Here is a 24,365-nt window from a genome sequence, read left to right on the forward strand (position 1 = left end):
CGTCAACATGGCAGCATCACGACGCGATCGTGGTACTGCGTTCGTCTGAGGGGGAGCCGTGCGGATCCTGTCGGTGGATCTGGGGACGTCGAACACCGTCGCCGTGCTGTCCGCGCACGGCCGTCCACCGAGAGTGGTCGAGGTGGACGGCTCGGCCACCATGCCCTCCGCGGTGTTCGCCGACGAGGACGGCACGCTGATGGTCGGCCGGGACGCCGAGCGCCGGGCACGCCTGGACCCGACCCGGTTCGAGCCCAACCCGAAGCGCCGGGTCGACGAGCAGACGCTGCTGCTCGGGGACGACGTGGTGCCGGTGAACGAGGCGCTGGCCGCGGTGCTGCGGCGGGTGCTCGAAGAGACCTCACGCCAGCTCGGCGGCGAGCAGCCCGACGAGATCAGGCTGACCCACCCGGCCCAGTGGGGACCGGTGCGCCGCAACGTGCTGCTCTCCTCGGCCAGGCTGGCCGGCGCGACCGGCACGATCCTGCTGGTCCCCGAACCCGTCGCCGCTGCCGCCCACTTTGCGTCCTTTCCCGGCGCGTCTCTCGCCCCGGGCCAGGCGCTGGCCGTGTACGACCTTGGCGCCGGCACCTTCGACGTCGCGGTGGTCGGCGCCACCCAGAACGGGTTCGTGGTGCTCGCCGAAGACGGCCTGCCCGACCTCGGCGGTCTCGACGTGGACCAGGCACTGCTGGTGCACGTCGGCCGCGAGGTCTCGCACCGCGACCCGCAGCGCTGGCAGCGGCTGCTGCGCCCGGAGTCCACCCCGGACCGGCGCACCCGGCGCTCGCTGCAGGAGGACGTGAAGGCCGCCAAGGAGGCGTTGTCCCGGCACCCGCAGACCGAGGTGCCGATGCCGGAGCCGTTCACCGACGTGCTGGTCACCCGCGCGGAGCTGGAGGCGCTGGTCCGGCCGGCGATGCTGCGCAGCGTGGAGCTGCTGGCCAGGACGGTGCGCTCGGCCGGGCTGGCCCCGGCGAACCTCGGCGGGATCTACCTGGTCGGCGGTTCGAGCAGGCTGCCGCTGGTCGGCAGCATGATCGCGGAGAAGCTGGGCGTGGTGCCGTCGAGCCTGGACCAGCCGGAGACCGCGGTCGCGCTCGGTGCGCACCACGTCGCCGCGGACGGCATCAGCATGCGCACCCAGAACGTGGCGGGCCAGGTCGCGAATGCCGGACCAGGCGTGGCGCCGGCGCAGACCGGCCCGCACACCCCGCCGCCGATGGCCACGCGGCAGGGTGGCTACCCGCCCGCGCCGCCGCAGTACCCGCCCGGCGGGTTTCCCGGCGGCGGCCCGCAGGCGCCCTCGAACTTCCCGAGCTACCCGGTGGCCGGCGGCGCCAAGACCGGCGGGAACCGCCGCAAGCTGCTGATCGGGATCGCGGCTGCGGTGGTGGTGCTGCTCGGGGCCGGTGCGGCGATCTTCTTCACCAGCACGTCCTCGGCGACCACCTACACCGCGGCGGAATGCCAGCAGCCGGGCAGCCCCGACGACAAGGGCTTCACCGGCTGCCTGCGCCAGCTGGCCGGCAAGATCGCGGACGAGGCCCAGTGCGGCGCGGGGATGGGCAACGGGCAGATCGCGCCGCCGGCTGGGGAGGACTTCGGGGTGGCGGCCACCTGCTCGGCACCCGCGCTGGCCGGCGCGCAGCTCAGCTACGTGCACGGGCATTCGGCGGCCTCGCTCAAGGAGTACACCGACCGGCTGCTCGCCTCGGCCGGCGGGGACCGGGTGGAGGCGGAATGGAAGGGCAACGGGCTGCAGGGCCGGTACGCCACCGCCGCCGGGAAGACCTCGTCGGTGCTCGTCTTCACCGCGTCGGACCGGCCGCTGGCCGGGATCATCTACCAGGTCAACGGCACCGATCAGCCGACCGCGAGCAGCCCGTCGGACCTGGCCGACTACTTCGAGCGGACCGTGCAGCCCGGCGACTGAACCCCGGGCTCAGCGGCGCCGGTAGTTGCGCAGCAGGACCACCAGCGCGCCGGCCACGCAGGCGATCGAGGCGAGGGACAGTGCGGTGGACATGCCTCCACGGTACGTCCATCCGCTCGACTAGGCTGGCCGTCGATGCGTATCACGGTGTTCCGGCGGTTGATGGCGGACGAGTTCGGGGCGGGCCGGGCGGAATCCCTTGCCATGGACCACGTGCTCAGCGACCTCGGCGGCCGCACGGTGGACCAGGCGCTGGCCGCGGGGGTGCCCGTCAAGCAGATCTGGCGTGCGGTCTGCGCGGCGTTCGAGGTGCCCGCTGAACGCCGGTGAAGGCACCGAACGGCACCGATCTCGTCCGGCGGAGAAAAGATCCGGGAAATCCTACCCGGTGGGTGTGTCACTTCCGACCTCGAACAAGTGTTCGTCTATGGTGTTGTGCACACCGGGGCCAGCTGTCCACAGATCGCCGCCGAGACCTGGAATTGTCGGTCCCCGTCCGTAGCGTCGGACCCGAAGAACTTCCGAACAAGCGCCAACCAGACTGAGGTGGGTTTTCATGGCACCAGCAGCACCGGACCGGGACAAGGCACTCGAGCTTGCCCTGGCACAGATCGACAAGCAGTACGGCAAGGGCTCGGTGATGCGCCTCGGCGAGGAGGGCCGCGCCCCGATCGCGGTGATCCCGACCGGTGCCATCGCGCTGGACGTCGCACTCGGCATCGGCGGTCTGCCCCGCGGCCGCGTGGTGGAGGTCTACGGCCCGGAGTCCTCCGGTAAGACCACGGTCGCGCTGCATGCGGTGGCCAACGCGCAGAAGGCGGGCGGGATCGCCGCGTTCATCGACGCGGAGCACGCGCTGGACCCGGAGTACGCCAAGGCGCTCGGCGTTGACACCGACGCGCTGCTGGTCTCCCAGCCGGACACCGGTGAGCAGGCGCTGGAGATCGCGGACATGCTGATCCGCTCCGGCGCGCTGGACATCCTGGTGATCGACTCGGTGGCCGCGCTCGTGCCGCGCGCCGAGATCGAGGGCGAGATGGGTGACAACCACGTCGGCCTCCAGGCCAGGCTGATGAGCCAGGCGCTGCGGAAGATCACCGGTGCGATGAGCAGCTCGGGCACCACCGCGATCTTCATCAACCAGTTGCGCGAGAAGATCGGCGTCATGTTCGGCTCCCCGGAGACCACCACGGGTGGCAAGGCGCTGAAGTTCTACGCCTCGGTCCGGCTGGACGTTCGCCGCATCGAGACGCTCAAGGACGGCGGCGAGCCGGTCGGCAACCGCACCAGGGTCAAGGTCGTGAAGAACAAGGTCGCCCCGCCGTTCAAGCAGGCCGAGTTCGACATTCTTTACGGCAAGGGCGTCTCCCGCGAGGGTTCGCTCATCGACATGGGCGTGGACCAGGGCATCCTGCGCAAGTCCGGTGCCTGGTACACCTACGAGGGCGACCAGCTCGGCCAGGGCAAGGAGAACGCCCGCCGCTTCCTGCTGGAGAACCCGGACGTGGCCAACGAGATCGAGAAGATGATCAAGGAGAAGCTCGGCATCGGCGCGAAACTGGACGCCGACCCGGCCGAAGCCGCCGTACCCGCTCCGGTCGACTTCTGATCTTCTGATCTTGGGCGGAGTGTGCTCGCGGAGTGCGCTCGCCAGGGGATCATCCGTGATGGTTTCTGGGGGCCGAGCCCCCAGACCCCCACGGTGCGAGCTCCTCGCCCTGCGGGAGTGGGCGCGTGGGGGGAGACCAGCGGGTGGTTGAGGTTTGGTGAATTCGGTGGAGTGGGTATGGCGAAGGTGAATCCGGAGGAGTTGCCGCCGGAGGAGAGGGCGAAGAAGGCCAAGGAGGTCTGTTTCGACCTGCTCGCGGCCCGGCCGCGGACCAAGGACGAACTGCGGCAGGCCTTGCGCCGTAAGGGCTTCGACGAGGAAACCCGGGAAACGCTGCTCGGCAAGCTGGACCGGGCCGGTCTGGTCGACGACGCTGCGTTCGCGGAGCTGTGGGTACGTACCCGCCACACCAACCAGGGACTCTCCAGAACGGCACTGGTCAACGAGCTCAAGCGCAAGGGCGTGGATGCCGAGATCGCGGTGGAGGCCGCGGGCGAGGTCGATCGTGACGCGGAAGAAGAACGCGCCCGCGAGCTGGTGCGCAAACGGATGCGCTCGATGACCTCGCTCGACGAGGAGACCGCCACCAGGCGGCTGCTCGGCATGCTCGCCCGCAAGGGCTACCCCTCGGGCCTCTGCTACACGGTGGTCCGCGAGGAACTCCGGCAGGCCGGCGCCGAAGCCACCATGCTTGACGACGTGGTACCGGAATAACCGGGAGCAGCCGTGCTCGTCCTGCGCTCCCTCGTGCTGTTCGGCCTGGCCGCGCTGTTCGAGATCGGCGGGGCCTGGCTGATCTGGCAGGGCGTGCGGGAACACCGCGGCTGGGTCTGGATCGGTGCTGGGGTGGCCGCGCTCGGGCTGTACGGGTTCGTGGCCACCCTGCAGCCGGACGCGAACTTCGGCCGCATCCTGGCCGCCTACGGTGGTGTCTTCGTCGCGGGCTCGCTGGCGTGGGGCATGGTCGCCGACGGCTACCGGCCGGACTCCTACGACGTCATCGGCGCCCTGATCTGTCTGGCCGGAGTCGCCGTCATCATGTACGCGCCTCGCGGGTGAGCCCGGCTAGGCGATCCCCGCGGCCTGCATGGCGAGCGCCTCCACCCGGCCGAAGTCCTTGGCGGACAAGGCATCCTTCGGTGTCAGCCAGGAACCGCCTACGCAGCCGACGTTCGGCAGCGCCAGATAGCCCGCCGCGGTCCCCGGGGTGATCCCGCCCGTCGGGCAGAACCGCAGGCCCGGCAGCGGGCCTCCGATCGAGCGCAGGAAGTCGATGCCGCCACTGGCCTCTGCCGGGAAGAACTTGAGCGCGTCGAGGCCGCGCTCGGCCAGCCGCATCGCCTCCGACACCGTCGCGGCGCCGGGCAGGAACGGCAGCCCGGTCTCGAAAGCCGCCTCCAGCACCGCGTCCGTGCTGCCCGGGGTGACCAGGAACCCGGCGCCGGCTTCGGCCGCGCGCCGGGCCTGCTCCGGTGAGGTGACCGTGCCGGCGCCGACCACGATGCCGGGCACCTCCCCGGCCACCCGCTCGATCGCGTCCAGCGCGACCGGGGTCCGCAGGGTCACCTCGATCGCCCTGATCCCGCCGGCGAGCAGCGCCTCGGCGACCGGCACCGCGTCGGCGGCGTCGGTCAGCACCACCACGGGCAGGACGGGGGACAGGTCGAGCAGATCGGACCCGGTGGTCACGCCGGCACCTCCAGTGTTGTGAGAACTGCCTTGATTCTTACCTACGTGCCCGCGCGGGTGCGCCGAAGTGCCCCGGTGTGAGCTGGCCGAAGACACTCGCGCCCTGATCGGCCGGGCCGACCGCGCGGCGCAGCGCGGTGAACAGCTCCCGGCCGGTCCCCGTCCAGGCTGCCTCGCCCGGCGGCGAGTCCACCAGCTCACGCCCGTTCAGCTCGTGTTCGCCGACCAGCACGTCGAGCCTGCCGGCGCCGGCGTCGAGCAGGATCGGGTCGCCGTCCGCGATCCGCGCGATCGGGCCACCGGACGCGGCCTCCGGGGTCAGCTGGATGGCGGCCGGGACCTTGCCGGACGCGCCGGACATCCGGCCGTCGGTGACCAGTGCCACCTGGTGCCCGCGATCCATCAGCACGCCGAGCGCGGGGGTCAGCCCGTGCAGCTCCGGCATCCCGTTGGCCCCCGGCCCCTGGTTGCGGATCACCACGACCACGTCCCGGTCCAGCTCACCGGCGCGGAAGGCGAGGTCGAACTGCTCCTGGCCGGTGAACACCCTGGCTGGGGCGTGCACTCGGCGATGCCCGGGTGCCACCGCGGACACCTTCATCACCGCGCGGCCGAGGTTGCCGGACAGCATCCGCAACCCGCCGTCCGGCGCGAACGGGCGCTCCGCGGGCCGTAGCACCGTCTCGTCCAGGCTGCGCGTGGGCACGTCGCGCCAGACCAGCCCGTCGTCGCCAAGGATCGGCTCCTGCCGGTAGCGGTGCAGCCCGTCCCCGGCCACGGTCCGCACGTCCTCGTGCAGCAGCCCGGCGTCCAGCAGGGTGCCGACCAGGAACTGCACCCCGCCCGCCGCGTGGAAGTGGTTGATGTCCGCGCTGCCGTTCGGGTACACGTTCGCCAGCAGCGGCACGACCGCGGAAAGCTCGGCGAAGTCGTCCCAGGTGAGCTGGATGCCGGCGGCCGCCGCGACCGCCACCAGGTGCAGGGTGTGGTTGGTCGAGCCGCCGGTAGCCAGCAGCGAGACCACGCCGTTGACCACCGAGCGCTCGTCCACCACCTCCGCGATCGGCGTGTAGTGCTCGTTCCGGGAGAGTTCGACGATCCGCCTGCCCGCCTGCTCGGTCAGCGCCCGCCGCAGCGGTGAGCCGGGGTGCACGAAGCTGGCGCCGGGCAGGTGCAGGCCCATCACCTCGACCACCATCTGGTTCGAGTTCGCAGTGCCGTAGAAGGTGCAGGTGCCCGCCGAGTGGTAGGACGCGGACTCGGCCTCCAGCAGGTCCTCCCTGCTCGCTTTGCCCTCCGCGAAGAGCTGGCGGATCCTCGCCTTTTCCTTGTTCTGCAGGCCGGAGCTCATCGGCCCGGCCGGCACCAGGATGGCGGGCAGGTGGCCGAACGCGAGTGCGCCGATCAGCAGCCCCGGCACAATCTTGTCGCAGACGCCGAGCAGCAGCGCGCCGTCGAACATCTCGTGCGACAGCGCGATCCCGGTGGCCATCGCGATCACCTCGCGGCTGAACAGCGAGAGCTCCATCCCGGCCCGGCCCTGGGTGATGCCGTCGCACATCGCGGGCACTCCGCCGGCGAACTGGGCGACCCCGCCCGCTTCCCGCGCCGCGTCCTTGAGCCACGCCGGGTATTCGTGCAACGGCTGGTGCGCGGAGAGCAGATCGTTGTAGGCCGACACGATGGCGATACCGGGCTTGCGCAGCCCGCGGATCGCGAGCCGGTCGGAACCCTCGCAGGCGGCGAACCCGTGCGCGAGGTTGCTGCAGGCCATTCCGGCGCGAACCGGCCCCTGGCTCCTGGTCGCGGCGGTGCGTGCCAGATAGGCGGAGCGACCGTCCGCGCTGCGTGCCGCGATCCGGGCGGTGACTTCGGCAATGACAGGGTGGACGGGGTGGACTTGCATGGCAGGCCTCCTCGCGGCGCGTGACCTGGCGGTCTGGCGGCGCCGGCGTCGGAACACTTTCTTCGGGTGTCCGGCGGACGGCTGCACTGGCGTCGCTCGGCGGTGACAGTCGACACAGTACCCAGACGTACACCCCGAATCAAAATCGATTAAGTAGATCGTTTCGCGTGACCCCAATCACGGCATCTACCCTGCGTGTGCTACTTGTCACACTGCACATGACACGGCAGAGTCGGCGGGTATGCGGCCAGGGGTTCACCGCCCTGGCCAGGTCGGCGAACTGACTCGGAGGTATGAATGTCCACCACCGAAATTACTGAGCTTCGTCGAACGATCGGCCAGCTTCGCCAATGCGTCGGGGCACTTCGCTCGAGATACGGCGACGCCTCCGTGGTGCGCCGTCTCGCGAACGATGTAGAGCGGCTCGACATCGACGCGAACGAGCTCGACGAGGCACCGCCGGTGCCTGCCCAGCCGAAGGCGGTGGACCGGGAGGAAGTGGTGGTCGTGCCGGACACCCCCTACGACCCTTCGCTGTGGCACGGCGCCGATGACGAAGGCGTCGGCGGCTACCAGCGTGATCAGCGGTGAGCCTCCAGGCAAAACGAGCTGCGACCGGCCTCCTGGCCCCATCGCGGGCTTGGATCACCGAGAAGACCCTGCGCACGGACCGGTGGTGGCTGCAGCCGCTGCTCACCGTGCTCGGGCTCAGTGCCTTCGTGATCTACGCGACCATCCGCTCGTTCGTGCGCACCGCCTACTGGGTGGAGGAATACCACTACCTGACGCCGTTCTATTCGCCGTGTCTCAGTGATTCCTGCGTGCCGGGATCGAGCCACTTCGGCACGCCGTTCCCCGAGTTGCCGGGGTTCATGCCGCTCGGGTTCGTGGTGCTGCCGTTCCTGCTCGGTTTCCGGCTGACCTGCTACTACTACCGAAAGGCCTACTACCGGTCGGTGTGGGCTTCGCCGCCGGCCTGTGCGGTCGGTGAGCCGAAGGCCATCTACACCGGTGAGACCCGGCTTCCGCTGATCGTCCAGAATGCGCACCGCTATTTCTTCTACGCGGCGCTGGTCGTCTCGCTGATCAATACCTATGACGCGATCACGGCATTCCACGGATCGGGCGGCGGCTTCGGCTTCGGGATGGGCAACATCATTCTGACCGGCAATGTGCTCCTGTTGTGGGCCTACACCCTTTCCTGTCATTCCTGCCGGCACATCGCCGGCGGGCGGCTCAAGCACTTCTCCAAACATCCGGTCCGATACCGGCTGTGGACCCAGGTTTCCAAGCTCAACACCCGGCACATGACATTGGCCTGGACGACGCTGGGTACGCTGGTCCTCACCGATCTGTACGTAATGCTCGTGGCCAGTGGCGCGATTTCGGACCTGCGCTTCATCAACTAAAAACGGCGCCATTCGCGCCGGTAACAGCGTCAACCAGCTCTGAGGTGACATTTTCATGACCGAGGTCGAACGGCTCAACTACGACGTGGTGGTGATCGGCGCGGGCGGAGCCGGGCTCCGCGCGGTCATCGAGGCCCGGCAACGCGGGCTCAGCGTCGCGGTGGTGTGCAAGTCGCTGTTCGGCAAGGCGCATACCGTGATGGCCGAGGGCGGATGCGCGGCTTCGATGGGCAACGCCAACGCCAACGACAACTGGCAGGTGCACTTCCGCGACACCATGCGCGGCGGGAAGTTCCTGAACAACTGGCGGATGGCCGAGCTGCACGCGAAGGAGGCTCCGGACCGGGTCTGGGAGCTGGAGACCTACGGGGCGCTCTTCGACCGCACCAAGGACGGCCGGATCAGCCAGCGGAACTTCGGCGGGCACACCTACCCGAGGCTGGCGCACGTCGGTGACCGCACCGGCCTCGAACTGATCCGCACCATGCAGCAGAAGATCGTCTCGTTGCAGCAGGAGGACTTCCGCGAGCACGGTGACTACGAGGCGAAGGTGAAGGTCTTCGCCGAGTGCACCATCACCGAGCTACTTAAGGATGGCGACCAGATCGCCGGTGCCTTCGGGTACTGGCGCGAGAGCGGCCGGTTCATCCTGTTCGAGACCCCGGCCGTGGTGCTGGCCACCGGCGGGATCGGCAAGTCCTTCAAGGTCACCTCGAACTCCTGGGAGTACACCGGGGACGGGCACGCGCTGGCGCTGCGCAGCGGGGCGAACCTGATCAACATGGAGTTCGTCCAGTTCCACCCGACCGGCATGGTGTGGCCGCCCAGTGTGAAGGGAATCCTGGTCACCGAGGGCGTCCGCGGCGACGGTGGCGTGCTGAAGAACTCGGACGGCAAGCGGTTCATGTTCGAGTACGTGCCGGACGTCTTCAAGGGGCAGTACGCGGAGAGCGAGGAAGAGGCGGACCGCTGGTACGACGACGCGGACAACAACCGCCGCACGCCCGACCTGCTGCCGCGTGACGAGGTGGCCAGGGCGATCAACTCGGAGGTCAAGGCGGACCGGGGGTCCCCGCACGGCGGGGTGTTCCTGGACATCGCCAGCAGGCTGCCGACCGAGGAGATCAAGCGACGGCTGCCCTCGATGTACCACCAGTTCAAGGAGCTGGCGGACGTCGACATCACGAAGGAGCCGATGGAGGTCGGTCCCACCTGTCACTACGTGATGGGCGGGATCGAGGTCGACCCCGACTCGGCGGCGGCCAGCGTGCCCGGCCTGTTCGCCGCGGGGGAGTGCTCCGGCGGTATGCACGGGTCGAACCGGCTCGGTGGCAACTCGCTGTCGGACCTGCTGGTGTTCGGCCGCCGCGCCGGCCTCGGCGCGGCCGACTACGTGCAGTCGCTCGACCGGCGCCCGGTGGTCGAGCAGTCCGATGTGGATGATGCGGCCAAGTTGGCGCTGGCGCCGTTCAACCCACCCGCCGACGGGGTGGAGGAGAACCCGTACACCCTGCACAGCGAGCTCCAGCAGTCGATGAACGACCTGGTCGGCATCATCCGCAAGGCCGAGGAGATCGAGCAGGCACTCGCCAAGCTCGCCGACATCAAGCAGCGGATCGGCGGGGTGACGGTGGAAGGGCACCGGCAGTTCAACCCCGGCTGGCACCTCGCGCTCGACCTGCGCAACATGCTGGTGGTCAGCGAATGCGTCGCCAGGGCGGCCCTGATGCGCACGGAGAGCCGCGGCGGGCACACCCGTGACGACCATCCGATGATGGATTCCCAGTGGCGCAACAAGTTGCTGGTGTGTTCGGTGGCCGACGAGGATCCGCTGACCCCCGGGGTGACGGTCACCGAGAAGCGCCCGGAGGGGATCCGCCAGGACCTGCTCGAGCTGTTCGAGCTCGGGGAGCTGGAGAAGTACTACACCGACGAGGAACTCGCCGGGCACCCGGGAAGGAAAGCTTGAGATGGGTTACAAGGCGAGCCTCCGGGTATGGCGTGGCGATGACGCCGACTCCGGTGAGCTGCGGGACTACAAGGTCGAGGCGAACGAGGGCGAGGTGGTGCTCGACATCCTGCACCGCCTGCAGGCCACCGAGGCCCCGGACCTCGCGGTGCGGTGGAACTGCAAGGCGGGCAAGTGCGGCTCCTGCTCGGCGGAGATCAACGGCAGGCCGCGGCTGCTGTGCATGACCCGGATGTCCACCTTCGAGGAGAACGAGGTCATCACGGTCACGCCGATGCGGACCTTCCCGGTGATCCGCGACCTGGTGTGCGACGTGTCCTTCAACTACACCAAGGCGCGGGAGATCCCGTCCTTCACGCCGCCCGAGGACCTCGCGCCCGGCGAGTACCGCATGCAGCAGGTCGACGTGGAGCGTTCGCAGGAGTTCCGCAAGTGCATCGAGTGCTTCCTGTGCCAGAACACCTGCCACGTGGTGCGTGACCACGAGGAGAACAAGGAGTTCTTCGCCGGCCCGCGGTACCTGATGCGGATCGCCGAACTGGAGATGCACCCGCTCGACGTCGCGGACCGTCGCCGGGAGGCGCAGAACGAGCACGGCCTCGGCTACTGCAACATCACCAAGTGCTGCAGCGAGGTCTGCCCCGAGGGCATCCACATCACCGACAACGCGCTCATCCCGATGAAGGAGCGCGTCGCCGACCGGAAGTACGACCCCGTCGTCTGGCTCGGCAGCAAACTCTTCAAACGCAACAAGTAACTTCTCGTCTGTCCGTGAAGGGCACCTTCAAGGTAGGCAAGGTGCCCTTCACGGCGTTAGCGGCCGGATCAGGTCGCTCCGCCGTCGAGCAGGGCGGCTTCCTTGACCTTCTGCGTCGGTCCGCTGGTGACCTTCTTGTTGCGCCGGTTCCGGCTTTCCAGGTACTTGGCGAGCCAGGTGAGCAGCAGGCACATCGCGATGTAGATCGCCGCGACCACGATGGTCACCGGCACCAGCGGGCGGCCGAACTCCGGGATACCGCCGAGGTAGCGGGCGTAGCGCAGGAGCTCCTCGTAGGTGATCAGGAAGCCCAGCGCGGTGTCCTTGAGCAGCACCACCAGCTGGCTGATGATCGTGGGCAGCATGGCCCGCAGCGCCTGCGGTAGCAGCACCTGGTTCATGGTCTGCGTCTTGCGCATGCCCAGCGCGTAGGCCGCCTCGCTCTGCCCGCGTGGCAGGGAAAGCACACCCGCCCGGAAGATCTCGGCCAGTACGGCGCCGTTGTACAGCGTCAGCCCGAGCACCACCGAGTAGAACGGGGCGCCAAGGCTGATCCCGTAGTGGAACATGAAGATCATGACCACCAGCGGGATGGCCCGGAAGAACTCCACGATCACCGTTGAAGGCACCCGGAAGATCGCGTGGTCGGACAGCCGGCCGGCGGCGAACAGTGCCCCGAACACCAGTGCCAGCACCGCGCCCGCGGCGAACGCCTTGAGGGTGTTCAGCAGCGCGGCCACCAGGTCTTCCTGGACCGTCTGGTACTCGAGCCAGCTCCAGACCTTGCCGTCGAACTGACCGGAGGCAGCGAAGCGGTAGATGACGAAGGCGACGAGCGCGGCGATCAGCAGGATGCCGGCGATCGCGTACACGCGGTACCGGGCGCGGGCCTTCGGTCCCGGAACATCGAACAGTACAGAGCTCACCGGGCCACACTCCAACGCTTCTCGAGGCTGCGCTGCAGCAGGGTCATCGGGATGACGAGGACGACGAAGAACAAGGCCACCCACAACAGGCCGATGAGCACGCTGTAGCCGCGCTCGGACAGGTACGCCTGGATCGCGCCGGCCTCGACCACGGAGAACCCGGCCGCGATGGTGGTGTTCTTCAGCAGTGCGATCAGGGTGCTCACCAGCGGCGGCACTACCGAACGCGCGGCCTGGGGAAGCACCACTTCACCGAGGATCTGCCCGAAGGTCAGTCCCAGTGCGCGGCCTGCCTCGGCCTGGCCGACCGGCACGGTGTTGATGCCGGACCGCACGACCTCGCAGATGAAGGCCGAGGTGTACAGCCCCAGCGCCACCACCGCGGCCACGAACGGGGAGAGGTCCATGACCTTCAGCAGTGGGAACGCGAAGGCGAAGAAAAAGAAGATCAGGGTCAGCGGCGTGTTGCGGAACAACGTCACGTAGGTGGTCGCCGCCGCGCGGAGCACCGGCACCGGGCTCACCCGCAGCATGGCGAGGATCGTGCCCCAGATCAGCGAGCCGACCGCGGCGAGCAGGAACAGCTCTATGGTCTTGAGGAACCCCGGACCGTAGAGGTCGAGATTGTCGAGTAGAACGTCCATCTTGTCCTCGTGGCTTGTGCAAGGAAGCGGGCCGGCATTCGAGTGCGGCGGAGACTCGGTGGAACGATTCGACCGGCGGGGCCATGATCGCGCCCCGCCGGTCGAAGGTCAGGTCAGTACCGCTCGAGTGCCGGCTTCTGCGCGGGCGACCCGGACTTGCCGAGGGTGTTGTCGTAGATCTTCTGCCAGGTGCCGTCGTCGAACGAGGCCTGCAGGATGTCGTTCACCTTGTCCCGCAGCGCCTTGTCGTCCTTCGGCAGGCCGATGCCGTAGGGCTCCTTGGAGAACGGCTCGCCGACGAGCTTGAACTTTTCCTGCTCCTGCGCCGCGTAACCCTTGAGGATCGCGTCATCGGTGGTGACGGCCTGTACCTGGCCGGTGTCCAGCTGGGTCACGCACTGCGAGTAGTTCTGCAGCTCGACGATGTTCTCGGGCTCGGTGTAGCCCTTCTCGCGCACGTTCTGGATCGGCGTGGAGCCGGTCACCGAGCAGACCTTCTTGCCCTTCAGGGTTTCCTTGCTGGTGATGTCGGTGTTGTCTTTCTTCACCAACAGGCCCTGGCCTGCCACGAAGTACGGGCCGGCGAAGCTGATCTGCTGCTTGCGCTTGTCATTGATGGTGTACGTGCCGACGTAGTAGTTCACGTCGCCGTTGGAGATAGCCTGCTCGCGACCGGCGGAGGGCACCGGCTTGTACTCGACCTTGTCCGCGCCGAAGCCCAGCTTGGCGGCGACGAGCTTGGCGATCTCGATGTCGAACCCGGTGTAGGTGTTCGTCGTCGGGTCCTTGTAGCCGAGGCCGGGCTGGTCTTCCTTGACGCCGATGATCGCCTTGCCGGCCGCCTTCATCTTGTCGAAGGTGGGCGAACCCGCGACGGTGACGTTCTGCTCGGCGGTCTGCGCCTGCTGACCCGAGTCGGTGGGGCTGCCCTCTTTGCCGCAGGCGGTGAGCACGAGCGCCCCAGCCATGAGTCCGACCGCAAGGGTACGGATTTTCATCTGCACGTCTCCTGTTCTGTTGCTGCGGCGCGCCCCGCGCCGCGGAGGAATTCTCAGTGAGTGAGGATCTTGCCGAGGAAGTCCTTCGCACGATCGGACTTCGGCTTGGTGAAGAACTCGTCCGGGGTGGAGTCCTCGACGATCTCGCCGTCGGACATGAACACCACGCGGTGCGCGGCCCGGCGGGCGAAGCCCATCTCGTGCGTGACCACGAGCATCGTCATGCCCTCCTTGGCCAGGCTGGTCATCACGTCCAGGACCTCCTGGACCATCTCCGGGTCCAGTGCCGAGGTCGGCTCGTCGAACAGCATCACCTTTGGCCGCATGGCCAGCGCCCTGGCGATCGCGACGCGCTGCTGCTGGCCGCCGGAGAGCTGCGCCGGGTACTTGTCGGCCTGGTTGGCGATGCCGACCCGGTCCAGCAGCTGCATCGCGGTCTTGCGGGCCTCCGCCGAGGAGACCTTGCGGACCTTCTGCGGCGCCAGCATCACGTTGTCCACGATGCTCTTGTGCGCGAACAGGTTGAACGACTGGAACACCATGCCCACGTCGGCGCGCAGGGCGGCGAGGGCCTTGCCTTCGGCGGGCAGCGGGTCGCCGTCCACCGCGATCTCGCCGGAGTTGATCGGCTCCAGGCGGTTGATCGCCCGGCACAGGGTCGACTTGCCGGACCCGGACGGGCCCAGCACCACGACGACCTGCCCGCGCGGCACCTCGAGATTGATGTCCTTCAGCACGTGCAGCTCGCCGAAGAACTTGTTGACGGCCGCCGCCTTGATCATCGGCGGCGCGGGCGTCGCTGCGGTCATCTGGCCTCCATGCCGGCGGAATAGCTCGGATCGGGTTTTGTTGCGCGTGACTCCGGGATCTAACACCGAACCAACCCCGGGGACCCGCCCTTTCGATCAAAACGCAACCTGAGTGTCACCGAATCCGCGGCCGGAAGCGGACCGATTTCACCCGGGTGCGGGCCACTGTAGTCACCCGCCGTATCCGGGTATCTGTCGAGGTCCGGATACGGGTAGTACTCCGGTAGTATTACGAGTAGTATCACTGGTATGAAGTTGAGCGTGAGCCTGGCCGCGGACGATGTGGCGTTTCTGGACGACTACGCCGCGAAGGCCGGGGTGGCCTCCCGATCGGCCGCCATCCAGCGCGCGATCGAGCTGCTGCGGGCCTCCCAGCTGGAGGACGCCTACAGTGCGGCCTGGGACGAATGGTCGGCCGGCGACGACGAACCGGCCTGGCAGGCCGCCACCGGAGACGGCGTCCTCGCCGGCCCGGCGCGCTGATGCGGCGGGCCGAGATCCGACTGGTCGAGCTGGAACCGGTACGCGGCTCGGAGGCCGACAAGACCCGCCCCGCGGTGATCGTCAGCAACGACGGCGCGAACGCGGTGGCCACCCGGCTCGGCCGGGGCGTGGTCACGGTCGTGCCGGTCACCTCGAACGTCTCGCGGGTCTTCCCGTTCCAGGTGCTGCTGCCCGCCGTGGAATGCGGGCTGGCCCGTGACTCGAAGGCCCAGGCGGAGCAGGTCCGCTCGGTGTCGGTGCAGCGCATCGGGCGGAAGGCGGGCCAGGTGCCGGGCGTGGTGATGGCCAGGCTGGACGACGCGTTGCGATTGCACCTCGGCCTGTGAGTACGCGGTTCCGGCGGAGGCTTACCCTGATTGATGCTTGACGTACCGCACTGAGGAGAACGGGTGACCCGGAGCTACCAGATCCGCACGTTCGGCTGTCAGATGAACGTGCACGACTCCGAACGCCTGGCCGGGCAGCTGGAGGACGCCGGTTACGTGCCGGCCGGCCCTGGCGGCGATCCGGACGTGGTCGTGTTCAACACCTGCGCGGTTCGTGAGAACGCGGACAACAAGCTCTACGGCAACCTCGGCCAGCTGCGTCCCGCGAAGACCGCCAACCCCGGGATGCAGATCGCGGTCGGCGGCTGCCTCGCGCAGAAGGACCGCGGCGAGATCGTCAAGCGCGCGCCCTGGGTGGACGTGGTCTTCGGTACGCACAACATCGGCTCGCTGCCCACCCTGCTCGAGCGCGCCCGGCACAACGCCGAGGCCGAGGTGGAGATCCTCGAGTCGCTGGAGACCTTTCCCTCCACGCTGCCGGCTCGCCGCGACTCCGCCTACTCCGGCTGGGTGTCCATCTCGGTGGGCTGCAACAACACCTGCACCTTCTGCATCGTGCCTTCGCTGCGCGGCAAGGAGCGCGACCGGCGGCCGGGGGAGATCCTGGCCGAGGTCGAGGCGCTGGTCGCGGAGGGCGTGCTGGAGGTGACCCTGCTCGGCCAGAACGTGAACTCCTACGGCGTGGAGTTCGGTGAGCGGGACGCGTTCTCCCGGCTGCTGCGGTCCTGCGGTTCGATCGACGGCCTGGAGCGGGTCCGCTTCACGTCGCCGCACCCGGCCGCGTTCACCGACGACGTGATCGACGCGATGGCCGAGACGCCGAACGTCTGCCACCAGCTGCACATGCCGTTGCAGTCCGGCTCGGACCGGGTGCTCAAGCAGATGCGCCGCTCCTACCGTTCCAGCCGGTTCCTGTCCATTTTGGACAACGTGCGGACGGCGATGCCGGACGCGGCCATCACCACCGACATCATCGTCGGCTTCCCCGGGGAGACCGAGCAGGACTTCGAGGCCACCATGGACGTGGTCCGCGAGGCCAGGTTCTCCAGCGCGTTCACCTTCCAGTACTCCAAGCGGCCGGGCACCCCGGCCGCGGAGATGCCAGGCCAGCTGCCGAAGCAGGTGGTGCAGGAGCGGTACAACCGGCTGGTGGAGCTGCAGAACGACGTCGCCTGGCAGGAGAACAAGAAGCTGGTCGGGCACAAGGTCGAGCTGCTGGTCGCTTCGGGCGAGGGCCGCAAGGACGCCGCCACGCACCGGATGAGCGGCCGGGCAAGGGACGGCAGGCTGGTGCACTTCAGCCCGGCCGGTGCCGCGGTGGACCGGGCGGTCCGCCCCGGCGACGTGGTCGAAGCGGTGATCAGCTACGGCGCGCCGCACCATCTGGTCGCGGACGGGGACCTGCTGTCCCATCGGCGGACCACAGCCGGGGACAACGCCGAGGCGGGGCTGCGGCCGAAGACCAACGGGGTCACCCTCGGGCTGCCCTCGTTCGGTGCGCCCCCGGTACAGCCAGTGCAGAACGGGTGTGGAGCATGACTGATCAGCCCAATGGCAACTCGGCCGACTTCAGCGAGCTGGCGGCGGACGTGGACGAGGTGGTCCGGAAGGCCGCTCGCACGGTGGAACTCGGCCGGCGCGGTTTCGTGATCGCGGTGGCGGTGTTCGTGCTGATCGTCGGCCAGGTGCTGCCCTGGGTCGGCGGCGAGGTCGGCTGGCAGGCGCTGCTCGGGCAGTCCGGCACCATTCCCCAACTGTTCGCCGGGACCTCCGCGGGGTTCGGCGTGCTCGCGGGGATGCTCGCGCTGGCCACCCGCCGCTGGTGGCTGACCTGGGTCTGCGCGGTGGGCGGCTGGTTCACCTCGGTGGTCGGGGTGCTGGCGGTGTGGTCGCAGCAGTCCTCGGCGGCGTCCGGCGCGGCCGGCGGCGGCCCTGGGATCGGGATGATCATCGCTGTCATCGCGACAATCGTGCTGGCGGTCAACTGGATGCGTACCGCCTGGTCGCGTAGCTGACCCCAGCCGGACGAGGTTTCCGGGCGGACATGGACATGCACGGGCAGGACCTGCTATACCTGGTTACGGTATACAGTATGCACCCACCAGTGAGGGTGATGAGAATGCCCGGTCCACTGCCCGTTCCTCCCTCTCGAGAAGTACGTGACTTCTACGGCCGCCGGTACCAGGTCGGCGCGAGCGACCGCGACCTGCTCGGCCGGTCCCGCAAATGGATGCTGTGGGCGGCGTGGGCCGCCATGCTGGCCGCCGGGGTAGGGCAGTACGGCTATGCCGCGCTGATGCCGGTGGTGGTGAGCACGCACGGCTGGACCACGGCGCAGGGGTTCGCGGTGCTCGCGGTGTGGTTCCTGTGCCAGAGCACCACGGTGTACCCGGCCGCCGCGCTCCGCCTGCCGCCGGTGGCGGCGATCTCGGCCGGTGCGCTGCTGTCCGCGGCCGGGCTGGTCACGCTGGGCGTCGCCGGGAGCTTTCCGGTCGTACTGGCGGGACACGCCCTGCTCGGCGGGATGGGTGCCGGGCTGATCTACGGCGCGGCCCTCGGCGCGGTGGCGAAGTGGTATCCGGAGCGCTCCGGCCGGACCGCGCTGGTCAGTGGTGCGTTCGGCTACGGCGTGCTCCCGTTGTTGCTGCTGTCCGGCTGGCTGGCGGGTCCGGCGGACACCGCGACGGTGTTCACCGCGACCGGGGCCGTGGTGCTGCTGGTCGCCGGCGCCTCGGCACTGATCCTGCGCGACCCGCCGCCGAACTGGTGGCCGGCGCATCTGGACCCGCGGCTGTGGGCGGTCGACAAGTCGGTCAATCCCGCCCTGCGCAACAACCGGCCCGCCATCCGGCACTACTCGGCCGGCGAACTGGTCCGGAGCCCGGTGTTCGTGCTGCTGTACCTGGCGGTGGTGTTCGCCGCGGCGGTCGCTTTGTTCGACCTCGGCTATCTCGCCCTGTTCACGATGGAGAGCGGCTGGGCGAGCGGGTTCGGGGCCGCCGCGGTGGGCGTGCTCGCCGGGGTGAGCGGCGCGGCGCGGTCGGCCGCGGGCTGGGCGGCCGACCGTTTCGGCAGGGCGCGGGTGCTGCGGGTCGCGCTGTGCACCGGCGGGCTGGCGCAGCTGCTGTTGCTGGGCGCCGGAGCGAACCGGTTGCCGGCACTGCTGCTCGTGGGTGCCGGACTGGCCGGCGCGGCCACCGGGATCTGCTACGCGCTGCTGCCCGGGTTGGTGGCTGGACATTTCGGCGACCGGCCGGGGCTGCCGAACTTCGGCCTGTTCTACGGGGCGAAGGCGGCGGGTGGCCTGCTCGGTGCCGGGATGGTCGCGTTCTTCGCGGTGCCCGCCCCGGATTCGGCCGGCTTCCCGGTGGCGGCGGTGCTCTGCTTCGTCTCGGCCGGCCTTGTCGGCCTGCTCTGGCAGCCGGGCCGCCCCTCCCTGCGCCTGCGCACCTGACCCGGGTCGATGCAGCGAAGGCCACCTTGCCTGCATTCAACGCAGGCAAGGTGGCCTTCGCTGCATCGGGGGTGTCAGAGCAGATTTCGGGCGAGGTGGGCGGTTTCGGTCGGGGTTTTGCCGACCTTGACGCCTGCGGTTTCGAGGGCTTCCTTCTTGGCGGCGGCGGTGCCGGAGGAGCCGGAGACGATGGCGCCGGCGTGGCCCATGGTTTTGCCTTCGGGGGCGGTGAAGCCGGCGACGTAGCCGACGACGGGTTTGGTGACGTTGGCGGCGATGTAGTCGGCGGCGCGTTCTTCGGCGTCGCCGCCGATTTCGCCGATCATGACGATGACGTCGGTGTCGGGGTCGGCTTCGAACGCGGCGAGGGCGTCGATGTGGGTGGTGCCGATGACGGGGTCACCGCCGATACCGACCGCGGTGGAGAACCCGATGTCCCGCAGCTCGTACATCATCTGATACGTCAAAGTGCCCGACTTGGACACCAGCCCGATCCGGCCCGCCCCGGTGATGTTCGCCGGGATGATGCCCGCGTTCGACTTACCCGGAGAGATCACACCCGGACAGTTCGGGCCGATGATCCGCGTCTTGGTGCCCTTGGCGACGGCGTGGGCCCAGAAGTAGGCCGAGTCGTGCACCGGGATGCCCTCGGTGATCACCACCGCCAGCCCAATCTCCGCGTCGATCGCTTCGATGACGGCGTCTTTGGCGAACTTCGGCGGCACAAAAATCACCGACACGTCGGCGCCGGTCTCTTTGATGGCCTCCTCGACCGTGCCGAACACGGTCAAGTCTGTGCCGTCGATGGTGACCGTCTGCCCGGCCTTGCGGGCATTGACCCCGCCCACGATATTCGTGCCCGACTTCAGCATCTTCGTGGCGTGTTTGGTGCCCTCGGAGCCGGTCAGGCCCTGCACGATCACCTTGCTGTGCTCATTCACAAAGATCGACATGACTCACGCACCTGCCGCTGCGAGCTCGGCGGCCTTGTCTGCCGCGTTGTCCATGGTGTCCACCTGGGTGACCAGGGGATGGTTCGCCTCTTCGAGGATCCTGCGGCCCTCGTCGACGTTGTTGCCGTCCAGCCGCACCACCAGCGGTTTGGACGCCTCGTCCCCGAGGATCTTCAACGCTTCCACGATCCCGGTCGCGACCGCGTCACACGCGGTGATCCCACCGAACACGTTCACGAACACACTCTTCACATCACTGTCGTGCAGGATCACGTCCAACCCGGCGGCCATCACCTCCGCCGACGCCCCGCCACCGATGTCGAGGAAGTTCGCCGGCTTCACCCCACCATGACGCTCACCCGCATACGCCACCACGTCGAGGGTGGACATGACCAACCCAGCACCATTACCGATGATCCCGACCTGACCATCCAGCTTCACATAGTTGAGGTCCTTAGCCTTAGCCTTGGCCTCCAACGGGTCCTCGGCCTGCTTATCCACCAACGCCTCATGCCCCGGCTGGCGGAACCCGGCGTTCTCATCCAGGGTGACCTTGCCATCCAACGCGATGATCTTGCCCTGAGGATCCCGCACCAGCGGATTCACCTCAACCAACGTCGCATCCTCAGACACGAACGTCTCCCACAGCTTCACCACCACCTCAGCGGCCTCATCCACCACCACGGCCGGGAACTTCCCCGCAGTCAAAATCTCAACCGCCTTGGCCCGATCCACCCCGCTGATCGCATCCACCGGGATCCTCGCCAACGCATCCGGACGCTCCACCGCCAGCTGCTCGATCTCCACCCCACCCTCAGCCGACGCCATCGCCAAAAACGTACGATTCGCCCGATCCAACAAAAACGAAAAGTAATACTCCTCCGCAATATCAGAAGCCGCGGCGACCATTACCCGGTGCACCACATGGCCTTTGATGTCCAAGCCGAGAATGGCCGCCGCCTTCTCGCTCGCTACGCCGGGGGATTCCGCCAGTTTCACGCCGCCGGCCTTCCCTCGGCCGCCGACTTTCACCTGAGCCTTCACCACCACCCGGCCGCCGATTCTGCGGGCCGCGGCACGGGCTTCGTCGGGACTGTCCGCCACGGCGCCCGGGAGCACCGGCACGCCGTGGGAGGCGAAGAGATCCCTCGCCTGATACTCGTAGAGGTCCATGCGACATAGTGTAGACTGTATGCAGTATGGAAGAAAGAGTTAGAGGAGCCGTGAGGCAGGTCACGTAGAGTAGTGACTGGCATCACCCAGACCAGACATTTCGTTCATTGTATGCTGTAGGCAGTCGACCAAATGGTCGTGAAAGCCCAGCTGACGCATACCCGATTGCTTGGAGTTGAGCATGCCACCTCGCGAGTTGCCGCAAGGCATGTCGGCGCAGCGGATCGACCGGCCGGTCCCGCTGCGTGAGCGGGTGTACCAGGCGATCCAGGAACTGATCATCTCCCGGCAGCTCGCGCCCGGCCAGCACCTGGTGGAGAGCGAGCTCGCCGAGCTGCTCGGCGTCTCCCGTCAGCCGATCAGGGAAGCGTTGCAGCTGTTGAACTCCGAGGGCTGGGTTGACCTCAGCCCCGGCTACGGCGCCTTCGTGCACGCGCCCACCGACACCGAGGTGGACCAGCTGCTGGCCGTCCGCGCCCTGCTGGAGGGCGAATCGGCCCGGCTCGCCGCCCAGCACGCCGGCCCGGAGGGGGTGCTCCGGCTGCGGCAGCTGTGCGCCGCCGGAGAGACCGCGCTGGCCGCCGACGACATCGACGGCATGGTGGTGGCCAACGCGGAGCTGCACCGGCTGGTGAGCGAACTGAGCGGCAACGCGGTGCTGTTCGACTTCGTGCAGCAGGTGGACCGCCGGGTGCGGTGGTACTACACGCCGATCGCCAGGCACCGGGGGAGCCGGTCCTGGGAGGAGCACGCCAGGCTGGTCGACGCCATCGAGAAGGGCGACGCGGAGGCGGCCGCGCGGATCATGCGCGAGCACACCGAGCGGACCAGGCAGTCCTACCTCGAACAGCGCACCGAGCGCGCCGATGGCGCCGAGACGGTAGTGGAGACGCCGGTACCGGCGCGATCCCGGCGCCGGCGGACCGCGCCGCGAGCCTGAGGAGACCCGTACCACAAGAAACCCCCGGCCGGCGCCGCCGAAGTGGCGTCACCGGCCGAGGGATGCTGTCCTGAAAAGGAGGTGATTTGGCAATGCGTACTTGGAAAGAGATCGTGAAATCCCTTACCGACATGCCCCGCGGCTTCAACGCGGACGGGCACACCCTCGGCCTCGGACTCGCCACCGCGATGCAGAAGCAGCGGGAGGACCAGGCCGCGGAGGTGGAGCAGTTCCTGCGTGATCAGTCCGGCGACGAGCGCGAGCGCGCGACCCAGCGCTGACGCTGCGGAGTTCCATTCGGGTCCAGGGCGAAGACTGAGCCGCCGATGAAGCCGGCTCAGTCCGCCTCGATCCACCGCATCACCTGATTCCTGTTCGCCGGGACGGTTTCATCCTTGTTTCTCCGCCGTCTTGGCCGGGCGTCGCGGGCCTTTGCGCCGCTGTCGGGCTTCCGCCAGCTGGTGCGCGTGCGCCGCGTACTTGGCGAAGACCTCCGCCGCCCTGGGGTTGTGCGGGGCGACCTGGTACCACCAGCGCGGAGCGATCCGTTCGTGCAGCCACAGGAAGCCGATCGCGAAACCGGCACTGATGATGGCCTGGTAGGCAAGGAAACCGGCCACGTCGGGCGGAGTGGCAGGCGAACCGGTCAGCACCAGCCAGACGCCCACCTCGTGGATCAGCCTGGCCAGCGGGAAACCGATCAGCCAGTAGAGCGCGGCGGGCGCGAACGCGCCGATCCGGACCTTCCCGAAGGCCACCAGCAACCCGTAACCGCCACCGAGCAGGCCCAGCGGCACGCCGAGGCACAGCACGGTGGCGATCGCCCAGCCGAGCGGCTGGCCCACGATCATGGCCAGCCCTCCGGCGGACACCCCGGCGACGAGTCCCACGGTGAGTCCGGGAAACGCGATTTCCGCAATACTGCGCAGTTTCGTCGTCTCCATCTAGTTCACGACCACACCGAAGCGGAACAGGCTGTAGAACAACATGCCGAGATAGAACACCGCGCCGAAGCCGATGATCAGGTTGGTCCACCACTTCGGGCGGATCGGTTTCGGCAGGATCTTGTTGTTCACCAGCAGCAGCACGACGCAGTAGGCACCCATGGCGAAAGTGGACAGGAACGCCAGGATGTCCAGCACCCCGCTCGGACCGTCGGCTGGCCCGAACAGCAGGATCAGGATGCCGAAGATGATCACGCCCCAGAGGAACGCGGCGTACAGGCCGGAGATGCCCAGCTTGCGGAACTTCGGCACGAACCGGTAGGCCATGTCCGCCTGCCCGCGGGAGAACGAGTCGAACAGGCCCAGTGTCGCGTTCAACCCGATCAGTGCGATGAAGCCGAAGAACAGACCACCGAGCACCGGCCCGCCTGCCACGGCGAAGGCGTCCGACATCGCCTTCAGCGCGGCGTCCCGGTCACCGCCCTCGATCAGGGTCTTCACGTCCGGGTTGGCCCGTGCCGCGGACTGGGCGAGCACCGTGAACGACACCGTCACCAGCATGGTGATGCCCCAGAACAGCAGCATCGCGTCGAAGGTGACCCAGCGGCGCCAGCCCTTCCACTTCTTCATCTCGTCCGGGTCGCTGGTGTCGAACATGTACCCGTGGGTCGGCATCTTCTCGCCCTCGCCGGCGTGGCGCAGACCCCGGATCCGGGGAATGTGCGCGCCCATGCCGGCGCCGCTGTCCCGCAGGTGCAGCGTGTACCACATCTGCTGCATGCCGGACGGCCCGGCGAAGGCGATCGCGCCGACCACGACCGGGAACCAGGTGGAGGACATCGCCTCGGACGGGAAGTAGCCGAAGTTGAACATTCCGGTGATGGTGCTGGCCAGATCGGCCCAGCTGCCCACGATCGAGGCGATCACCGCGGTGCCCACCACCAGAATCCCGATCAGCAGCCCGAGCACGTTCTCCATCAGGCTGTAGATCACCTTGGCCAGGCTGAACAGCACCCCGACCAGTACCAGCGCGACGCAGGCCGTCACCACCCACGGGATGCCGGTGATCTCCTCGAAGGCGGCCGCACCCGCCGAGAGATGGCCGGGCCAGATGTAGACCGCTATCGCCGCTATGAAGAAGAACCACATCAGCGGTTTGAACACCCTGGCCGCACCGGAGAAGATGCTTTCCCCGGTGGCCATGGCGTACCGCGCCATCTCCAGCATCACCACGGCCTGCAGGGTGACACCGATCAGGAACAACCATCTGATCTCGGGCCCGAAGACCAGCACCAGCCGCGGCCACAGGTACGACTCGCCCATCCCGACGCCGAGGGCGACCAGGAACACCGTCGGGCCGAGCAAATGAATCGTGGATGGTGCGTCCGGCAACTTGCGAATGGGCATCGGTTCGAGCTT

General features: G+C 68.3%; 26 protein-coding genes. 16 read left to right on the plus strand and 10 right to left on the minus strand.

All coding sequences use genetic code 11. The features are described 5' to 3' along the window. Positions 1 to 58: 58 nt before the first annotated feature. The 5 genes from AMYNI_RS0129125 to AMYNI_RS0129150 all read left to right on the plus strand — a co-directional run bounded on the left by AMYNI_RS0129125 (position 59) and on the right by AMYNI_RS0129150 (position 4,604). Positions 59 to 1,936 (plus strand): Hsp70 family protein, encoded by a 1,878-nt coding sequence (locus AMYNI_RS0129125; protein WP_020671618.1) that lies wholly within the window; start codon positions 59 to 61, stop codon positions 1,934 to 1,936. A gap of 135 nt (positions 1,937 to 2,071) precedes the next feature. Further along, entirely contained in the window at positions 2,072 to 2,266 is a 195-nt protein-coding gene (locus tag AMYNI_RS0129135; RefSeq protein WP_020671619.1) for a DUF3046 domain-containing protein, read from the plus strand. A gap of 226 nt (positions 2,267 to 2,492) precedes the next feature. Continuing rightward, positions 2,493 to 3,545: a recombinase RecA gene (recA, locus tag AMYNI_RS0129140; RefSeq protein WP_020671620.1), complete on the plus strand. Its 1,053-nt coding sequence runs from the start codon at positions 2,493 to 2,495 to the stop codon at positions 3,543 to 3,545. A gap of 186 nt (positions 3,546 to 3,731) precedes the next feature. Beyond that, a complete protein-coding gene (locus AMYNI_RS0129145) occupies positions 3,732 to 4,259 on the plus strand; it encodes a regulatory protein RecX (protein WP_211225640.1) in 528 nt (175 codons plus the stop codon). Between the two features lie 12 nt (positions 4,260 to 4,271). Beyond that, positions 4,272 to 4,604, plus strand: coding sequence for a YnfA family protein (locus AMYNI_RS0129150; protein ID WP_020671622.1), 333 nt, complete (start codon positions 4,272 to 4,274; stop codon positions 4,602 to 4,604). A gap of 6 nt (positions 4,605 to 4,610) precedes the next feature. Here AMYNI_RS0129150 and eda read toward each other — a convergent pair whose 3' ends face one another. Then, entirely contained in the window at positions 4,611 to 5,234 is a 624-nt protein-coding gene (eda, locus tag AMYNI_RS0129155; RefSeq protein ID WP_020671623.1) for a bifunctional 4-hydroxy-2-oxoglutarate aldolase/2-dehydro-3-deoxy-phosphogluconate aldolase, read from the minus strand. 37 nt (positions 5,235 to 5,271) lie between these two features. Further along, positions 5,272 to 7,140, minus strand: coding sequence for a phosphogluconate dehydratase (gene edd, locus AMYNI_RS0129160; RefSeq protein WP_026361085.1), 1,869 nt, complete (start codon positions 7,138 to 7,140; stop codon positions 5,272 to 5,274). 297 nt (positions 7,141 to 7,437) lie between these two features. Here edd and AMYNI_RS0129165 point away from each other — a divergent pair, with 297 nt between their 5' ends. Genes AMYNI_RS0129165 through AMYNI_RS0129180 form a run of 4 tightly spaced genes read left to right on the plus strand, consistent with a single transcriptional unit; the run spans position 7,438 to position 11,275 of the window. Then, a complete protein-coding gene (locus AMYNI_RS0129165) occupies positions 7,438 to 7,731 on the plus strand; it encodes a hypothetical protein (protein WP_026361086.1) in 294 nt (97 codons plus the stop codon). Beyond that, positions 7,728 to 8,549: a hypothetical protein gene (locus AMYNI_RS0129170; protein WP_020671626.1), complete on the plus strand. Its 822-nt coding sequence runs from the start codon at positions 7,728 to 7,730 to the stop codon at positions 8,547 to 8,549. Before AMYNI_RS0129165 ends, AMYNI_RS0129170 begins: the two co-directional genes overlap by 4 nt. A 55-nt stretch (positions 8,550 to 8,604) precedes the next feature. Beyond that, positions 8,605 to 10,518 (plus strand): fumarate reductase/succinate dehydrogenase flavoprotein subunit, encoded by a 1,914-nt coding sequence (locus tag AMYNI_RS0129175; RefSeq protein ID WP_020671627.1) that lies wholly within the window; start codon positions 8,605 to 8,607, stop codon positions 10,516 to 10,518. Between the two features lies 1 nt (position 10,519). Next, a complete protein-coding gene (locus AMYNI_RS0129180; protein ID WP_020671628.1) occupies positions 10,520 to 11,275 on the plus strand; it encodes a succinate dehydrogenase/fumarate reductase iron-sulfur subunit in 756 nt (251 codons plus the stop codon). 68 nt (positions 11,276 to 11,343) lie between these two features. Here the strand turns inward: AMYNI_RS0129180 and AMYNI_RS0129185 are convergent, their stop codons facing one another. The 4 genes from AMYNI_RS0129185 to AMYNI_RS0129200 all read right to left on the minus strand — a co-directional run bounded on the left by AMYNI_RS0129185 (position 11,344) and on the right by AMYNI_RS0129200 (position 14,625). Beyond that, positions 11,344 to 12,201 (minus strand): amino acid ABC transporter permease, encoded by an 858-nt coding sequence (locus AMYNI_RS0129185; RefSeq protein ID WP_026361087.1) that lies wholly within the window; start codon positions 12,199 to 12,201, stop codon positions 11,344 to 11,346. Continuing rightward, positions 12,198 to 12,845: an amino acid ABC transporter permease gene (locus tag AMYNI_RS0129190; protein ID WP_020671630.1), complete on the minus strand. Its 648-nt coding sequence runs from the start codon at positions 12,843 to 12,845 to the stop codon at positions 12,198 to 12,200. The genes AMYNI_RS0129185 and AMYNI_RS0129190 overlap by 4 nt, the downstream gene beginning before the upstream one ends. A gap of 113 nt (positions 12,846 to 12,958) precedes the next feature. Next, complete coding sequence (locus tag AMYNI_RS0129195) at positions 12,959 to 13,843, minus strand: glutamate ABC transporter substrate-binding protein (RefSeq protein WP_026361088.1); 885 nt, start codon at positions 13,841 to 13,843, stop codon at positions 12,959 to 12,961. Positions 13,844 to 13,896: 53 nt separating this feature from the next. Continuing rightward, a complete protein-coding gene (locus tag AMYNI_RS0129200) occupies positions 13,897 to 14,625 on the minus strand; it encodes an amino acid ABC transporter ATP-binding protein (RefSeq protein WP_211225641.1) in 729 nt (242 codons plus the stop codon). Positions 14,626 to 14,901: 276 nt separating this feature from the next. Between AMYNI_RS0129200 and AMYNI_RS0129205 the strand changes: the two genes are divergently transcribed. The 5 genes from AMYNI_RS0129205 to AMYNI_RS0129225 all read left to right on the plus strand — a co-directional run bounded on the left by AMYNI_RS0129205 (position 14,902) and on the right by AMYNI_RS0129225 (position 18,936). Continuing rightward, positions 14,902 to 15,135: a ribbon-helix-helix domain-containing protein gene (locus tag AMYNI_RS0129205; RefSeq protein ID WP_020671633.1), complete on the plus strand. Its 234-nt coding sequence runs from the start codon at positions 14,902 to 14,904 to the stop codon at positions 15,133 to 15,135. Then, positions 15,135 to 15,482 carry a type II toxin-antitoxin system PemK/MazF family toxin gene (locus tag AMYNI_RS0129210; RefSeq protein ID WP_020671634.1) on the plus strand — a complete coding sequence of 116 codons (348 nt, stop codon included), beginning with the start codon at positions 15,135 to 15,137 and terminating at the stop codon, positions 15,480 to 15,482. The genes AMYNI_RS0129205 and AMYNI_RS0129210 overlap by 1 nt, the downstream gene beginning before the upstream one ends. Before the next feature lie 63 nt (positions 15,483 to 15,545). Continuing rightward, on the plus strand, positions 15,546 to 17,021 hold the full coding sequence (miaB, locus tag AMYNI_RS0129215; protein ID WP_020671635.1) for a tRNA (N6-isopentenyl adenosine(37)-C2)-methylthiotransferase MiaB: 1,476 nt from the start codon (positions 15,546 to 15,548) through the stop codon (positions 17,019 to 17,021). Further along, a complete protein-coding gene (locus AMYNI_RS0129220) occupies positions 17,018 to 17,497 on the plus strand; it encodes an Rv2732c family membrane protein (RefSeq protein ID WP_020671636.1) in 480 nt (159 codons plus the stop codon). The genes miaB and AMYNI_RS0129220 overlap by 4 nt, the downstream gene beginning before the upstream one ends. A gap of 104 nt (positions 17,498 to 17,601) precedes the next feature. Then, positions 17,602 to 18,936, plus strand: coding sequence for an MFS transporter (locus AMYNI_RS0129225; RefSeq protein WP_063713781.1), 1,335 nt, complete (start codon positions 17,602 to 17,604; stop codon positions 18,934 to 18,936). Between the two features lie 74 nt (positions 18,937 to 19,010). Here the strand turns inward: AMYNI_RS0129225 and sucD are convergent, their stop codons facing one another. Both sucD and sucC read right to left on the minus strand, forming a co-directional pair. Further along, positions 19,011 to 19,889, minus strand: coding sequence for a succinate--CoA ligase subunit alpha (gene sucD, locus AMYNI_RS0129230; protein ID WP_020671638.1), 879 nt, complete (start codon positions 19,887 to 19,889; stop codon positions 19,011 to 19,013). Between the two features lie 3 nt (positions 19,890 to 19,892). Beyond that, positions 19,893 to 21,062 carry an ADP-forming succinate--CoA ligase subunit beta gene (gene sucC / locus AMYNI_RS0129235; protein WP_020671639.1) on the minus strand — a complete coding sequence of 390 codons (1,170 nt, stop codon included), beginning with the start codon at positions 21,060 to 21,062 and terminating at the stop codon, positions 19,893 to 19,895. Between the two features lie 181 nt (positions 21,063 to 21,243). Between sucC and AMYNI_RS45585 the strand changes: the two genes are divergently transcribed. Together AMYNI_RS45585 and AMYNI_RS0129245 are read left to right on the plus strand one after the other, a co-directional pair. Next, positions 21,244 to 22,002, plus strand: coding sequence for a GntR family transcriptional regulator (locus tag AMYNI_RS45585; protein ID WP_063713782.1), 759 nt, complete (start codon positions 21,244 to 21,246; stop codon positions 22,000 to 22,002). 92 nt (positions 22,003 to 22,094) lie between these two features. Next, on the plus strand, positions 22,095 to 22,283 hold the full coding sequence (locus AMYNI_RS0129245; protein WP_020671641.1) for a hypothetical protein: 189 nt from the start codon (positions 22,095 to 22,097) through the stop codon (positions 22,281 to 22,283). Positions 22,284 to 22,391: 108 nt separating this feature from the next. Here AMYNI_RS0129245 and AMYNI_RS0129250 read toward each other — a convergent pair whose 3' ends face one another. Together AMYNI_RS0129250 and AMYNI_RS0129255 are read right to left on the minus strand one after the other, a co-directional pair. After that, positions 22,392 to 22,946, minus strand: coding sequence for a hypothetical protein (locus tag AMYNI_RS0129250; protein ID WP_020671642.1), 555 nt, complete (start codon positions 22,944 to 22,946; stop codon positions 22,392 to 22,394). Further along, complete coding sequence (locus tag AMYNI_RS0129255; protein ID WP_051116376.1) at positions 22,947 to 24,353, minus strand: Nramp family divalent metal transporter; 1,407 nt, start codon at positions 24,351 to 24,353, stop codon at positions 22,947 to 22,949. It abuts the gene before it with no gap. Between the last annotated feature and the right edge of the window lie 12 nt (positions 24,354 to 24,365).

The sequence above is a fragment of the Amycolatopsis nigrescens CSC17Ta-90 genome (assembly GCF_000384315.1).
In the GTDB taxonomy this organism is placed as follows: domain Bacteria; phylum Actinomycetota; class Actinomycetes; order Mycobacteriales; family Pseudonocardiaceae; genus Amycolatopsis; species Amycolatopsis nigrescens.